The sequence below is a fragment of the Pedobacter frigiditerrae genome (genome assembly GCF_004331645.1).
Taxonomy (GTDB): Bacteria; Bacteroidota; Bacteroidia; order Sphingobacteriales; family Sphingobacteriaceae; genus Pedobacter; species Pedobacter frigiditerrae.
Genome location: NZ_SJSK01000002.1, coordinates 931,833 through 946,835, shown reverse-complemented (window position 1 = coordinate 946,835; position 15,003 = coordinate 931,833). Strand labels below are relative to the sequence as shown.

Genomic DNA, 15,003 nt, shown 5'->3' with positions numbered 1-15,003 from the left:
TTTTTTGTTTGAAAAAAGAAAAGCGCCCTTAACCGAGGCGCTTTTTTTATGCTTACTCAAATCTTAGTTAGGATATTTAAGATTTGAGGATGATAAGATTTTAAACTAAAGACGATAAGCTTTCTAATTGCTCAGCTAGGCTTTTATTTAATGCTGAAGAAGCTTTTACCAATGGCAATCTAACTACGTCATCGCAAATGTTTAGTTGCTTTAAAGTGGCTTTAACGCCCGCAGGATTTCCTTCTGCAAACATTAACCTTGTTATTTCTAATAAACTTAAATGTGCAGGTACTGCTTTTGCGAAATCTCCTTTTAAGCATAACCTAATCATATCTGATAATTGCTGAGGTAAAGCATTCCCAATTACAGAAATTACACCAACAGCGCCAATAGAAATCATTGGTAATGCAATTGGGTCGTCGCCAGAGATTAATAGAAAATCCTCTGGTTTATCTCTCATGATCTGATTAAATTGATCAAAGCTTCCAGAAGCCTCTTTAGTTGCAATTATATTTTTAAAGTCATGAGCTAAGCGACAAGTTGTTTCTGCACTCATGTTACTCCCAGTTCTGCCAGGAACATTGTACAAGATAATTGGCAACTCACTTAATTCACTTAAGTATTGGTAATGCTGATAAATTCCCTCTTGCGTAGGTTTGCTATAATACGGACTTACAGAAAGTACTGCGCTATAATTATTGTTTTCGAATGATTTAATGGCATCGCCAATGAGTAGTGTGTCATTACCTCCAATACCAGCTACTAAAGGTAAGCGACCATTATTAATTTCAGCAGTAAAGTCCCACACCTTCTTCTTCTCGTCCTTGCTTAATGTGGCTGTTTCGCCTGTTGTACCTAATGATACAAGGTAATCTATACCTCCATCAACCAAGTGATTAATCAGTTTTTTTAATCCCTGATAATCTACCGATCCGTCTGTGTTAAAAGGTGTAACTAGGGCTACACCAGTTCCGTGAAATTTGTTCATTTAATTTAAAGTATATAGTATTTAGTAAAAAGTATAAAGACAGTTTACTGTTATAATTCAATCATTTCGATAAGTTGCTCTTCACTTATTAAAGGCACATTTAGCTTTGTTGCTTTTTCTAATTTGGATGGACCCATATTATCTCCAGCTACTAAGAAATCCAGTTTAGCAGAAATCCCACTTAAAATCTTTCCACCGTTTTCTTCAATTATCGCCTTAAGTTCTTCTCTACTATGCTTTTCGAAAACTCCCGAAATTACGAATGTTTTTCCAATAAGTTTGTCGCTTTGCAATAATACTTCATTTTCTGCCACTTCAAATTGTAATCCTGCAGCTTTTAAAAGCACTATTTGTTGTAAATGCTCTGGTTTGCTAAAGTAATCTTGGATACTTTCGGCTATTCTACCACCTATCTCATCAACGGCTGTTAACTCTTCAATTGACGCTTTAGCTAAGTTATCTATGTTTTTTAAACCTCTTGCCAATTTTTTAGCCACAGTTTCGCCCACATACCTAATTCCCAGTCCGAACAGCAACTTTTCAAACGTCATTTGTTTAGAATCTTCAATGCCTTTTAACATATTTTCTATAGACTTTTCCCCAAAACGTTCAATTGTTTTAAGTTTGTCGGCTTTTTCCTTCAAGAAATATAAATCGCTGATGTGGGAAACCAATCCTCTTTGGTAAAAAGCCTCTATAGTTTCATCTCCCAAGCCATCTATATTCATCGCCTTGCGACCAATGAAATGTTGAATTTTTCCAACTATTTGTGGCGGACAACCTTCGTCATTCGGACAATAAAAAGCTACTTCACCTTCTTTTCTAATGAGTGTTGTTTCACATTCCGGACAATGATTAGTATAAACAATAGGTAATGCAGTCGATTTTCTCTGTTCTAAATTTACTTTGATTATTTTGGGAATAATTTCTCCACCTTTTTCTACAAAAACAGTATCGTTTTCGTGTAAACCTAAACGTATAATTTCATCTGCATTGTGTAGTGTAGCTCGTTTTACGGTCGTTCCGGCTAATAAAACTGGTTTCAGATTTGCAACAGGCGTAACAGCACCAGTTCTTCCAACTTGGTAAGTTACTTTTTCTAAAACAGTTTGAACTTCGGCAGCTTTGTATTTATAAGAAATTGCCCAACGGGGAGATTTAGCAGTAAAGCCCAACTCTTGTTGTTGCGCATAACTATTAACCTTAATTACAATTCCATCAATGTCATAACTCAATTTAAATCGTTGGTTTTCCCATTCAGAGATGAACTCTAAAACATCATCAATATTGTTAACTAATTTACTATGATCAGAAACATTGAAACCCCATTTCTTTACAGTTTGTAGGCTTTCCCAATGTGTTTTAAATAATTGTTTCTCACTATTTAAAGCATATAAAAAACAATCTAATGGTCGTTTACTCACTTCCTTAGAGTCTTGCATTTTTACAGTTCCAGCTGCAAAATTCCTTGGATTTGCATAAGCAACTTCGCCCAACTCTTCTCTTTCCTTGTTTAGTTTTTCAAAAGCAGCACGATGCATAAATACCTCGCCTCTAATTTCAAAAATATCAGGAATTTCATCTCCTTTTAAATGATGAGGAATGGTATGGATAGTTTTGATATTACTGGTTACATCATCACCTTGTGTACCATCTCCACGAGTTACAGCCCTAACTAAAACTACATTTTCATAGGTTAAACTTATTGATAAGCCATCAAATTTAAGTTCGCAAACATATTCAAAATCATCGCCAATGGCTTTTCTTACACGTTCATCAAAATCTCTTAAATCTTGCTCGTTGTAAGTATTACCAAGTGATAACATAGGCCACTTGTGTTTTACCGTAATAAAGTTTTTGGTAATATCACCACCAACTTTTTGGGTAGGAGAATTTGGGTCGGCAAATTCTGGATGTTCTTTTTCTAGCTTAGCAAGCTCTTCTAGTTTTTTATCAAACTCATAATCGGCAATGGTAGGCATTGCCAAAACATAATAATTATAAGTATGCTGGTTTAACTCTGCAACCAAGGCATCCATTTGTTCTTTCACCGCAAAAATAGACATAGACAAATATAATATTAGTATTGAGAAGTTAGAAGTGAGAATTGTTTTTAGAAAAGCAAAGATGATGTAGCTATTAGCGTTTGATCCTGCTAACCGCTTTACTCCATTTCATTCTGTGCTCGCTATTATCAGGTTTAGGTTACGCAGGTTTTTGCTGCTATGAGGGGTTTTCCTTACACTAGCCTAAGTAAAATAAACCCGATGGCAATGGAAATACTTTTACCAGTATGGGTAAAAGATTGTAATGGATGGCGAGAATTCCTTTAATTTAGACACCAAAATTGCTTTTCAAAATGAACTATAACTTACTTTCTATCTCTTCAAAAATATCCAAGTAGTTTTTCTCTAGTAGGGTTTTGTAAAGAGCAATCTGTTCAGTTAATAAACTAACAGTTATTTCATCAAAGGGGTGTGTCCATAAACGCATGCAAATTCTTTGTAAAGCATAGCTGATGTTTTCTAGCTTCTGGTAGCTCAATAAATACCTGCTCGACCTGAAACTGTTTAAAAATTTAAAGAACGTATCTGTATCATCACTACCACTTTTTTTAAGGAAATCATTTAATAGAACATCGTCAACTTTATTTAAATGGTCGTAAAATGATGCTATATCTATCTTCCTATTGGTTACCAATAGATGGTCTAAAACTAATTCTACACCTATATGTGCTAAAAATGATGGCCTAACGGGGCTATCATTTAAAATAGGTAAAAGGAGCTGTTTTAGCTTTGCAGTTTCTGTGTTAAAGAAGTCTGAAGAGTGAAATAGCAAATCAACTTGCAGGTGTCTTTTCCACCCTGTTAAGAGAGCGTTTAGTTGTTTGTCACCAATAAAAACTTCTTCTTTTTTTTGTGGGTAAAGATTCCAGTCCTTGTGTGCATTTTTAACCAAATCTGGCAATACAGTTCCAATAACCATATTTTCATCGTGGTTTTGTCTTTCAAAGTAAAAATGTGAAAGGAAATTCATTGCTTAAAGATAATTGAAAAGTCTGAAATCATTAGCTAATTAGCTAATTAGTTAATGGGCTAATTATTATCTTTGCGACCTAAAATAAGAAGTGATGAAAAATTTTGTTGATGAATTGCGTTGGAGAGGGATGTTGCATGACATTATGCCTCATACAGAGGATAAACTGAAAGAGGCCATGTGTGCTGGTTATATCGGGTTTGATCCAACTGCTGATTCATTGCATATTGGTCACTTAACCCAAATTATGACCTTGATTCATTTTCAAAATGCAGGTCATAAACCAATTGCTTTAGTAGGTGGTGCGACAGGAATGGTTGGTGACCCATCTGGAAAGTCGGATGAGAGAAATTTACAAACTGAAGAAATGGTAGCTCACAACTTGGCAGGAATGAAAACCCAACTTGCTAAGTTTCTGAAGTTTGAAGATGCTGGTAATGGTGCTATTATGGTTAACAATGCTGATTGGTTCAAAAATATGAACTTCTTAGATTTTATTCGTGATGTTGGTAAACACATTACGGTAAACTACATGATGGCCAAAGACAGCGTTAAAAAGCGTTTGGAAGGTGAAACGGGAATGTCTTTTACAGAATTTACTTATCAATTGGTACAAGGATATGATTTTTACTACTTATGGAAACATCATAATTGCATCATTCAAATGGGTGGTTCTGATCAGTGGGGTAATATTGTTACCGGAACTGAATTAATTAGAAGAAAAGATCAGGGAACGGCTTATGCCATTACTACCCAATTAATTAAAAAAGCCGATGGTACTAAGTTTGGAAAAACGGAAAGTGGTGCTGTTTGGTTAAATGCGGAAAAAACATCTCCTTATAAATACTATCAATTCTGGTTAAATTCTTCTGATGATGATGTGAAAAAATGGATTAGAATTTTCACATTAAAAACGCAAGAAGAAATAGAGAGATTAGAGCAAGAGCATGATGCTGCTCCGCATTTGCGTATTTTGCAGAAAGCCTTGGCTGAAGATATCACCATCAGAACTCACTCACAGGAAGCGCTAGAAACTGCAATAAAAACATCAGAGTTTTTATTCGGGAATGGTGCCGTTGAATTTTTGCAGACATTAGATTCTAAAAGTGTTTTAGAGATATTTGAAGGTGTTCCTCAGTTTACAATATCAAAAGCAGAACTAGCGGATGGAATTGATGTGGCTACACTTTTAGCAGAAAAAACGACCGTGTTCCCATCTAAAGGAGAAGTTAAAAAAACTATCCAAGGTGGTGGATTAAGTGTGAATAAAGTTAAGGTTCCGGAAATTACATCAACTTATAATATTGGTGATTTGATTAATGAGCAGTTCATTGTTGTGCAAAAAGGAAAGAAAAACTATTTCTTGTTGATAGCAGAATAATCGCCTTTAAATAATATAAATCAAATCCCATTCTGAAAAGTTTGGGATTTTTTATTGCACCAATAAATTACAACCTCTAATATCTGCGTTGTCAAATCGGCCTAGGACCTCAAAACTTCCATCTGCATAAACTTTTCCTAAATCTTGGGTGGCGATAAAAGAGCAAGAGTTGATGTTGGCCAAGTCAATTACGTTAATTCCTCCACTTTGTTTGTTTTGCAATAAACTTAAAGGGTCTGAAGTGTCTCTTAACAAGATTTTCATCCAGGGTGGACAATTGAAAATACCTTCTCCATAAGAATAACCCTGAGAAAGTAATTCGGTCATTCCGTATTCGCTGTGAATGTGTTTAACCCCAAAACCTGAGGTTAAAATATCATGTAATTCTTCTCGAACCATTTCTTTTCTTTTACCTTTCATCCCACCGGTTTCCATTACAATTAATTCTGGAAAATCGATTTGAAATTGCTCAACAAGATCTAATAGGGCATAAGTAACTCCGATTAAAATGGTTTTTTGTTTAGCTTTTTTTAAATCTTCTAAGATGTTAAAGAGTTTTTCTAAGTCATTTAAAAAATATCCACTTTGTTGGTGCTGACTTTGCTTTAGTAAATCATCAACCATATAGATTAACGATGAGCCTTCTCTTTCTAAATAAGATGGAAGCAAAGCTAAAATGCAAATATCTTTTGGGTTTCCGTAAAATTGTTCGAATGCTTTATTGAAACTCTGAACGTAAGTTGTAACATCACTAACCAAATGTTTGCTAGTTATTTGGCCAGTTGTGCCAGAGCTGCTAAAAACAATTTGAGGTTCTTCGTTTGTACTTAAAACTTGATGACTTTTAAAAAAGCTAATGGGTAAAAATGGAATTTCCTTATAGGTCTCTATCGCTGAAGGATTAACCTTTAGGTTAGAAATATAGTCGTGATAAACTTGGCAGTTTCTTGCCTGATGTTTAAAAATAGTTAAAGCAACCTCGTTAAAAGTTGCTTCGTTATCAATAGAAAAAATTTGTTCAGGACTTAAATTCACTGTACAAAAATACAAAGAATTATGATTTAGGCAGGTGTTTTCATGCTAATCATTGCTTTTCTGAAATGATAACCACAATAGCCACTTATGCCAGCAGTTAAACCTCCTAATAAACCAGTAACTACTAAAACTATTGGCCACAGTTTTACGCTCAACATTTCTGCAACCCGAGTAGCTAGAACGTTATGATTTGGCAAACTTTTAAATAAAGCCATTGCAATCCACAGCACAAAAATTGCCAAAAAAGGCTGCCAAAAGGATATTTTACCTGTCTTGCCAATTATGCCACAAGCTGCAAAAGCAATAACAATTACAACCCACCATGGTAAAAATATTTGCAATAATAAAGATGCTATAATGATAACTATGAAAACCATTTTTATTTTTTTGAGATTTTATAACGAGAAATTATTTTACCAGTATTATCATCTGGAGATTGCATAAAGAATAAGTCGTATAATTTTCCTTGTGCCCAAGTATCAACCATGTTGTCGTAAAACGGGCTGCCTGGATTACCCGATTGTCCACCAGGATAAACGCCATGTCCTTTTACTTTTTTGCCAAGTTCAATTACCATTCTCCATGATGGCCCATTAGCTTCACTTACTGCATTAACAGTGCTTTTTGCTCCGCCTATTAGTAATTTTTTAGACCCAAAGCCAGGTATTTTGGCTAAATGCGGAACATTAGTGCCTTTAACTTTTCCCCAATTCCAATTTTTGCCAATAGGACCGTATTTCTTTTCTAAACTATCACAAGTGAATTTAAATGACTCGTTTACCAAATCAGTTAAAGTTTCCTTTTTAGATGTTTTAATATTATCAAACCATTTTGAATTAAGGTCGCTACGAATTAGTTCAATCGTTCTGTCTCTAGAAGGATAACGCATGGGGATATCTGCAATGGTAAATTCATCATCCCAAATATCATAACTTAATCTTTTAGTCCACAAATCGAAAATACTAGCTGCAACTTCTTTTGGTTCGAAAAATTTATTCCACTTTGTGGTCATATTTAAAGCCTCTTTTTGCGTGGCATTTAATTTACTTGCATCTATAAGTGGCAAGATATGAGGTAACAAATCTTGTGCTATAATACTGTAAGAATCGCTTTGCAAAACCCTCATGCTATCGGCTGTAGCATCTTTCATTACTGTTAATCTGTCATTAATCCTTTGCCCGCGTTCATAAGGAGAGAATTCCCAATTAATATAATATGGATATGTTGGGTCGGTTGATGATTGATTAGCAGAGCTCACAAAATTTCTAGGCGGATTTTTAACCGTTGGGTTTTGACTAGCTGGAATCCAACCTTGCCAATCGTTAGCAGGGTCTGATCCATCTAAAATGAACTTACCCTGATCTTTCCACTTTAAAGGAAATTTACCATTGGGTGTAATGGCAATATCATTTTCTGCGCTGGCAAATATAAAGTTCTGTGCAGGTGCAGTATAATAGGTTAATGCCTTCCTATAGTCAGCGTAATTTTTTCCTCTGTTAAGATAGTAGAAAGTCATTAACTCGTTTGATTTATCATGGGCAATCCACCTTAAAGCATTACCAACAGGCACATTATTTGCCTTACTATAATTAGGTTTTTGAAAATAAACCACAGGGCCTTGATGCGTATAGTAAACTGTATCAATTTCATCGGGGCCTCCTTTAATTTTTATAGTTTCTAAACGTTGAACAGTGTTTTTCCAACTGTTGTTGTACCAATAACTTTTATGCGAATTGTCTTTAAATTTAATTTGATAAAAATCCAGTACATCAGCTGCGACATTGGTTACACCCCAAGCAATGTCTTTATTAAAACCGATAATAATACCTGGAGCACCTGGAAGAGATACCCCATAAGAATTTAAGCCAGGCGCATTTAATTGAATTTGATACCAAATGGAAGGTAGTGTTAGATCTAAATGGGGATCGTTTGCTAAAATTGGATAACCTGACTTTGTTTTAGCACCAGAAACAGCCCAGTTATTACTACCGATGCCTTCAACTTTCTGTTTGGTTTTAATGTTGCCAGTCATCATTTCTGTGTATCCTGATGGAGTTTGCGGGATTGGTAAAGGCTTAAAATCCCATTTTGTACCTACCGGGATAATTGGACTTTCTTTAAAAGGGTAATCTGGAAAAAGGTCTTTAGTTATTTCTGGGCCAAATTTCTTTAAGATATTGGTCATATAAAATTCATCGGAACCCATTGCCAAAACAGCCGACATTTGTTTAAGCAATAAAGCACATTTAATCGGTGTCCAATCTTCTGGTTTAAAATCTAACAGTTTATATTCAACTGGTAAACTTGCTCTTGATAAGGAATGGATATAAGCATTTATTCCCTCGGTATAAGCTAAAATCATCTCCTTAGCTTTTGGATCCTCCATCATTCCTTTTAGAGAGTTTTCTGCGCCATAAACCATTCCCATTCTACGTTGGTAACGATCAACCTCAATTGCTTTTTTTCCTACAACTTCAGAAATTCTTCCAGCCGCAAATCTAGTTTGAAAATCCATTTGCCATAGGCGATGCATTGCGGTTACATAGCCTTGTGCATAATAAACATCATGGTCATTTTGAGCAAATACATGTGGTATCATTTTATCATCAAAAAGGATGTCAATTTTGTCATGAGCTCCTTTGAGCTTCATCTTTTTGCTTGCATTTACCATATCACTTTCGGCATTTTGCCAAAAGCCAGTAAATGGGTTTAAGAACTTTAAGATGGGCGGTAAATCGCCAAATTTAGTATTTAATGCGTAGGCCAATAAAATAGGTATAATGATGCAGATTAGGGCTTTTACTCTATTCATTAGTTATATATGAGTTTATTTGGTTGTTCAATTTTGTTCTTGATAAAAGGAACTTAAACTGCAATTTACTATAAAATTGATTTTAAATGCAATGAAATTAGATTTTGCATAAAAAATTATAAAGAAATTATACGGCATTGTATTTGTTAGTTTCGAAATTTGTACTAAGTTTATACTATATAAACAAATATAAACTACTTTGAGTATGAACAAAATCTTTACAAAAGTCATTTTTATGCTTTTTATGTTACTAGCAACTGGGCTTGCGGTACATGCACAAAGCATAGTAGTTAGTGGTACTGTTACAGATAAACTAACTAAAGAGCCGATACCAGGTGTAAGTGTAACCGTTAAAGGAAAGACAATTGGGTCATCTACTGATACAAAAGGACAATTTTCATTTAGCACAACAGAAAAACCACCATTTACCTTATTAGTTTCTTATATAGGTTTCACTACTGTTGAAAGAGAGGTATCAAGTAACACTGCAAACTTAACTTTTGAGTTAGAAAGTGGAGCGATTTTGGGTCAAGAAGTAGTTGTTTCTGCATCTAGAACTCCAGAGCGTATTCTAGAGTCTCCTGTTTCTGTAGAACGTATCAGTTCTTCTCAGTTAAAAGAATTGCCAGCGCCATCATTTTATGATGCATTGAACAATTTAAAAGGAGTTGAAATGAGTACCCAAAGTTTAACTTTCAAATCGGTAAATACTCGTGGTTTCAATGCTAACGGTAACGTTCGTTTCAATCAATACATTGATGGAATGGATAACCAAGCTCCTGGATTGAATTTTTCAGTTGGTAATATTGTTGGTTTATCAGAACTTGATGTAGATAATGTTGAGTTATTACCTGGTGCTGCTTCAGCGTTATACGGTGCTGGTGGTATTAATGGTACTTTATTAATGACCTCAAAAAATCCTTATCAATATCAAGGTGCAAGCTTTATGTATAAAGCTGGTATTAACCACGTAGATGATAATAATACCAATCAAGGTGTTCAAGAGTTTAAACAGCTAGATGTTCGTTTGGCTAAATCATGGAATAACAAATTTGGTTTCAAAACATCATTTGGTTTTTTACAAGCAAAAGATTGGGCTGCTACTGATACTCGAAATTTTGATAGAACCGCTCGTCAATTAAAAGGCGGGGATAGAAGTAGCGATCCAAATTATGATGGTATAAATGTATATGGTGATGAAATCAGCCAAAATATGCTGAATGTAACTCAATCACTAAATTCTGGAATTATTGCTGGTGTTAATGCAGCTAGTGGGGGCGCAATTCCAAACATTCAGACTTCATTAAATGGAGCGTTTACGGCACTAGGCGTAGCAGCAGGAGTAGCTCCAACTGCAGCGCAACAGGCTGCGGCACTTGGTTTTTTTCCAGCAGCTTTAAGACCAACTATCCAAAGTTACTTGCCTTTTTATGTAGGCTTAAGAGTTCCAGGATTACTTCCTAATCAATTTGTTTCTAGAACAGGCTATGCTGAAAGTGATTTGGTAGATTATGATACAAAATCTTTAAAAACATCAACTTCATTGCATTATAAATTTAGTAATACTATTGAGGCAATTGCACAAGCTAATTGGGGAACAGGAACATCTGTTTATACAGGTACTGATCGTTATTCCTTGAGAAACTTTAGTATAGGACAGTATAAATTGGAATTAAAAGGACAAGATTTCTTTTTAAGAGGTTATACTACCCAAGAACGTTCTGGTGAGGCGTATAATGCAACTATTTTAGGAACATTTATTAATGAAGCTTGGAAGCCATCTGGAGGTTTAACGGGTTGGTATGCACAATACATAGGAAATTATTCAGCTGCTAAACAAGCTGGTCAAACTGATGCTGCTGCTCAAGCTTTTGCAAGGTCTCAAGCGGATATGGGTCGCTTAATTCCTGGTACTGCTGGGTATGAAACTGCAAAAGATGCAATAACCAAAAAAACGATTGGCCCAGCAAATGGTGCTAAGTTTAATGATAAAACAAATTTGTTCCATTATGAAGGTATGTACAACTTCTCAAATGTATTAAATAATGTAGTAGAGTTACAAGTTGGTGCTTCTTATCGTGATTACTTCTTGCATTCTGACGGAACTATATTTGATGATGCAACGCGTGATATCACTATTAGTGAATATGGCGCATTTGTTCAAATGGGTAAAAAGTTTGGAGAGAAATTTAAACTTACAGTTGCTGGCCGTTACGATAAAAGCAAAAACTTTGAAGGTAGAGTTACCCCTCGTGTAACAGGTGTATGGACAGTAGCACCTAACAACAACATTAGAGCATCATTCCAAACTGGTTATCGTAATCCAACAACTCAAGATCAGTATATTGATTTAGCAGTAGGTGGAGGTTCAACTCGTTTAATTGGTGGTTTGCCAGAGTCTATTAATAAATATGCTTTAAATACAAATAAAGGTGTAACATCAGCAAGTTATAGAGCATTTGTAGCGTCTGCGGCTGCAGGAGCTCCAAATCCTGCTTTATTACAGGCTTATACCTTTGATGCAGAAGGCTTACGCCCTGAAAGTGTTAAATCTTTCGAATTAGGTTATAAAGGATTAGCAAACAGTAAATTGTTAATAGATGGTTATGTTTATTATAACATCTATAAAGATTTCATTGGTGGTGTAGAACTATATCAGAACCCAACAACAACAGCTGTAAAATTTAATGTTCCAGTTAATATTAGCGAAGAAGTTAAATCTTATGGCGCTGCATTTGGTTTAGATTACCAAATTGGTAAATTCAACTTTAATGGAAATACTTCATACAATAAGTTAAGTGATGTATCGCCAACGTTTGATAATAACTTTAATACTCCAGAATGGAGATTTAATGCTGGTGTTGGAAGTAGAGAAATCGTTAAAAACTTTGGCTTTAACGTACAATACAGATGGCAAGATACTTTTATGTGGAGTTCAACTTTCGCAACAGGTCAAGTTCCATCTTATTCTACATTTGATGCGCAAGTTAACTTAAAAGTACCCTCAGTTAAATCGGTTATTAAATTAGGCGGTTCTAATGTTTTAAATAAATACTATCAAACATCATTTGGTAATCCATCTGTTGGAGCATTATATTATTTGTCATACACATTTAATCCATAGTTCTCAATAAGTAAAAAACGTCCTCTCTGCGGAAGTGGAGAGGATTTTTTTTATGATTGAGAATTAATTTTTTTAATCTTTGGCTATTAACATAAAAATTATCACTTTCGTTTAATATCAACCAAATATAAAATGATAAAGAAATTAGTCTTGTTGACTTTATTGCTATCAGCTCAAGTTCAATTTATTTTTGCTCAATTACCTGCCATCGAAAGAGTGGAGCCAGCAAATTGGTGGATTGGTTTTAAGGATCAATCTCTACAATTATTAATAAGAGGAAATCGAATTGCAGATAAAACAGTTACCCTTAATTATCCTGGCGTAAAGCTAGTAAGTGTACAAAAAGTAGAAAACCCAAATTATCTATTTGTAAATCTACAAATTTCTTTAACTGCAAAATCGGGAACGTTCCCGATTACCTTTTCTAAAAAAGGAGAGAAGGCAGTTAGTTATAATTATGAATTGAAATCTAGAACAAATCATACCGAAGGTGTAACCAATAAAGATTTTATTTATTTAATTATGCCTGATCGCTTTTCCAATGGCGATTTAGATAATGACAAAATTGCAGGGATGAAGGATAAACACTTCAGCCGTGATTCGATGTATTACAGGCATGGTGGAGACCTACAAGGGATTATTAATAAATTGCCTTACTTACAGGATTTAGGTATTACAACCCTCTGGTTAAATCCTGTATTAGAAAATGATGAATTTGTTACCTCGTATCATGGTTATGCCAATACAGAAAATTATCAAATAGATCGTCGTTTTGGTAGCAATTCGATTTATAAAAAATTAGTACAGGAATGCCACAAACGTGGGATGAAGATGATTAAAGACCTAGTACATAATCATATCGGAGATCAGCATTTTTTGTTTTTAGATCCACCTGCAAAAGATTGGTTCCATCAATGGGCAAAATATACAGGCACAACTTATAAAGACCAAACTTTATTTGATCCGTATGCAGCCGCTGTAGATAAAAAACTAATGACAGATGGTTGGTTTGATCATCACATGCCAGATGTTAACCAACAAAATCCGTTAGTTAAAAAATACATTACCCAAAGTCATATCTGGTGGATTGAGTACGCTGGTTTGGATGGATTTAGGCTAGATACCTATGCTTATAACGACAGAGAATTTATGGCAGAATGGGCAAAGTCAGTTACCAAGGAGTTCCCAAAATTTACTTTTTTCGGCGAAACTTGGGTAAATGGAACAGCTAATCAGGTTTTCTTTACTGAAGGAAATACTGTTAATCAGCATTTTGATACGAAATTACAAGGGGTAACAGATTTTCAAACTTACTTTGCCATCAATGAAACCTTAAATGGGAAATTTGGGTGGACAGATGGCGTAAATAGATTATATACTGTTTTGGCAAGCGATTATCAATATAAAGATCCTACAAGGAATGTATTGTTTTTAGATAACCATGATACAGATAGATTCTTGTCAAAGGTTGGGGAAGATTTTAATAAATACAAATCGGGCATCATCTTATTGTTTTCACTTCGTGGGATACCTCAAATGTATTATGGTACTGAAATTCTAATGAAAAACTTTGCAAACCCAGACGGAAAGGTGAGAGATGATTTTCCAGGTGGATGGGCGACTGATAAAGCTGATAAATTCACATCTATAGGTAGAAATGAAAAAGAAAATGAAGCTTTCAACTTTGTTAAAAAATTAGCCAACTACCGTAAAAACAATACCGTTTTACAAACAGGTAAAATGATGCAATTTGTTCCAGAAAAAGGTATATATGTTTATTTTAGGTATGATGCTAAGAAAACCATAATGGTAGTGATGAATACAAATGAAGAAGCCGTAGAATTAGAAACACAACGTTTTGCAGAACGGATAGGCAAACATCAAACTTTGATAAACATAATAACAGACCAAAAATTTGTTATCAATAAATTAACGTTACCAGCAAAAACAACTTATATATTTGAATTACAATAATATGTCTAAAATAAAAGCATGCATCTTTGATCTTGATGGCGTTATCGTTGATACAGCAGTATATCATTATGAAGCTTGGCGTAGGTTAGCAAATCAATTGGGATTTGATTTTACCGAAGAACAAAACGAGCAATTAAAAGGAATCAGTAGAATAGAGTCTCTGAAAATTATATTAAATTGGGGTACTGTAGCTAAGACAGATGAGGAAATGCAAGAACTGGCCACCTTGAAAAATACGTGGTATGTAGAGATGATTAAAAAAATGACACCGAGCGATATATTGCCGGGCGCAAAAGAATTTTTAGAAGCAGTTAGAGCTAATAAGTATTTAACAGCTTTAGGCTCTGCAAGCAAAAATTCAGAAATGATATTAAAGCAGATTGGCTTAATGCATTTATTTGACGCATTAGTTGATGGAAATAAAGTCACCAAATCTAAACCAAATCCAGAGGTGTTTTTGGTTGGGGCAAAAGAACTAAACGTAAACCCAGGAGAATGTGTTGTGTTTGAGGATGCAATTGCTGGTGTACAGGCTGCAAAGGCTGGCAATATGAAAGCTGTGGGCATTGGTGAAGCAGCTATTTTAAATGAAGCAGATTTAGTGGTGAAAGGGTTATTTGAAATGACCATAGAAAAATTGGAGAATTTATAAA

Annotated in this window: 10 protein-coding genes; 4 read left to right on the top strand and 6 right to left on the bottom strand. The window is 34.7% G+C overall.

The annotated features are described in order from the left end of the window. Positions 1-100: 100 nt before the first annotated feature. From dapA to EZ428_RS10820, 3 genes are all read right to left on the bottom strand, one after another. A complete protein-coding gene (gene dapA, locus EZ428_RS10830) occupies positions 101-988 on the bottom strand; it encodes a 4-hydroxy-tetrahydrodipicolinate synthase (protein WP_131553157.1) in 888 nt (295 codons plus the stop codon). A gap of 50 nt (positions 989-1,038) precedes the next feature. Then, complete coding sequence (gene ligA, locus EZ428_RS10825) at positions 1,039-3,054, bottom strand: NAD-dependent DNA ligase LigA (protein WP_131553156.1); 2,016 nt, start codon at positions 3,052-3,054, stop codon at positions 1,039-1,041. Between the two features lie 298 nt (positions 3,055-3,352). Beyond that, on the bottom strand, positions 3,353-4,024 hold the full coding sequence (locus EZ428_RS10820; protein WP_131553155.1) for an ACP phosphodiesterase: 672 nt from the start codon (positions 4,022-4,024) through the stop codon (positions 3,353-3,355). A 94-nt stretch (positions 4,025-4,118) separates the two neighbouring features. Here EZ428_RS10820 and tyrS point away from each other — a divergent pair, with 94 nt between their 5' ends. After that, positions 4,119-5,405 (top strand): tyrosine--tRNA ligase, encoded by a 1,287-nt coding sequence (tyrS, locus tag EZ428_RS10815; RefSeq protein WP_131553154.1) that lies wholly within the window; start codon positions 4,119-4,121, stop codon positions 5,403-5,405. A gap of 51 nt (positions 5,406-5,456) precedes the next feature. On the opposite strand, the gene EZ428_RS10810 is transcribed toward tyrS, so the two are convergent. The 3 genes from EZ428_RS10810 to EZ428_RS10800 are packed head-to-tail and all read right to left on the bottom strand — an operon-like array spanning position 5,457 to position 9,252. Next, on the bottom strand, positions 5,457-6,455 hold the full coding sequence (locus tag EZ428_RS10810; protein WP_225871037.1) for a LuxE/PaaK family acyltransferase: 999 nt from the start codon (positions 6,453-6,455) through the stop codon (positions 5,457-5,459). A gap of 11 nt (positions 6,456-6,466) precedes the next feature. After that, a complete protein-coding gene (locus tag EZ428_RS10805) occupies positions 6,467-6,817 on the bottom strand; it encodes a hypothetical protein (protein ID WP_131553153.1) in 351 nt (116 codons plus the stop codon). A 2-nt stretch (positions 6,818-6,819) separates the two neighbouring features. Beyond that, positions 6,820-9,252 (bottom strand): penicillin acylase family protein, encoded by a 2,433-nt coding sequence (locus EZ428_RS10800; protein ID WP_131553152.1) that lies wholly within the window; start codon positions 9,250-9,252, stop codon positions 6,820-6,822. A gap of 205 nt (positions 9,253-9,457) precedes the next feature. Between EZ428_RS10800 and EZ428_RS10795 the strand changes: the two genes are divergently transcribed. From EZ428_RS10795 to pgmB, 3 genes are all read left to right on the top strand, one after another. After that, positions 9,458-12,376: a TonB-dependent receptor gene (locus EZ428_RS10795; RefSeq protein ID WP_131553151.1), complete on the top strand. Its 2,919-nt coding sequence runs from the start codon at positions 9,458-9,460 to the stop codon at positions 12,374-12,376. 132 nt (positions 12,377-12,508) lie between these two features. Continuing rightward, complete coding sequence (locus tag EZ428_RS10790) at positions 12,509-14,350, top strand: glycoside hydrolase family 13 protein (protein ID WP_131553150.1); 1,842 nt, start codon at positions 12,509-12,511, stop codon at positions 14,348-14,350. Position 14,351: 1 nt separating this feature from the next. Beyond that, entirely contained in the window at positions 14,352-15,002 is a 651-nt protein-coding gene (pgmB, locus tag EZ428_RS10785; RefSeq protein ID WP_131553149.1) for a beta-phosphoglucomutase, read from the top strand. Position 15,003: the final 1 nt, after the last annotated feature.

Excerpts from the sequence above, each read along its gene's own strand:
- EZ428_RS10795 (WP_131553151.1), top strand. The coding sequence starts at position 9,458 with ATGAACAAAATCTTTACAAAAGTCATTTTTATGCTTTTTATGTTACTA.
- EZ428_RS10805 (WP_131553153.1), bottom strand. The coding sequence starts at position 6,817 with ATGGTTTTCATAGTTATCATTATAGCATCTTTATTATTGCAAATATTT.
- EZ428_RS10800 (WP_131553152.1), bottom strand. The coding sequence starts at position 9,252 with ATGAATAGAGTAAAAGCCCTAATCTGCATCATTATACCTATTTTATTG.
- EZ428_RS10790 (WP_131553150.1), top strand. The coding sequence starts at position 12,509 with ATGATAAAGAAATTAGTCTTGTTGACTTTATTGCTATCAGCTCAAGTT.
- EZ428_RS10820 (WP_131553155.1), bottom strand. The coding sequence starts at position 4,024 with ATGAATTTCCTTTCACATTTTTACTTTGAAAGACAAAACCACGATGAA.
- dapA (WP_131553157.1), bottom strand. The coding sequence starts at position 988 with ATGAACAAATTTCACGGAACTGGTGTAGCCCTAGTTACACCTTTTAAC.
- pgmB (WP_131553149.1), top strand. The coding sequence starts at position 14,352 with ATGTCTAAAATAAAAGCATGCATCTTTGATCTTGATGGCGTTATCGTT.
- ligA (WP_131553156.1), bottom strand. The coding sequence starts at position 3,054 with ATGTCTATTTTTGCGGTGAAAGAACAAATGGATGCCTTGGTTGCAGAG.
- tyrS (WP_131553154.1), top strand. The coding sequence starts at position 4,119 with ATGAAAAATTTTGTTGATGAATTGCGTTGGAGAGGGATGTTGCATGAC.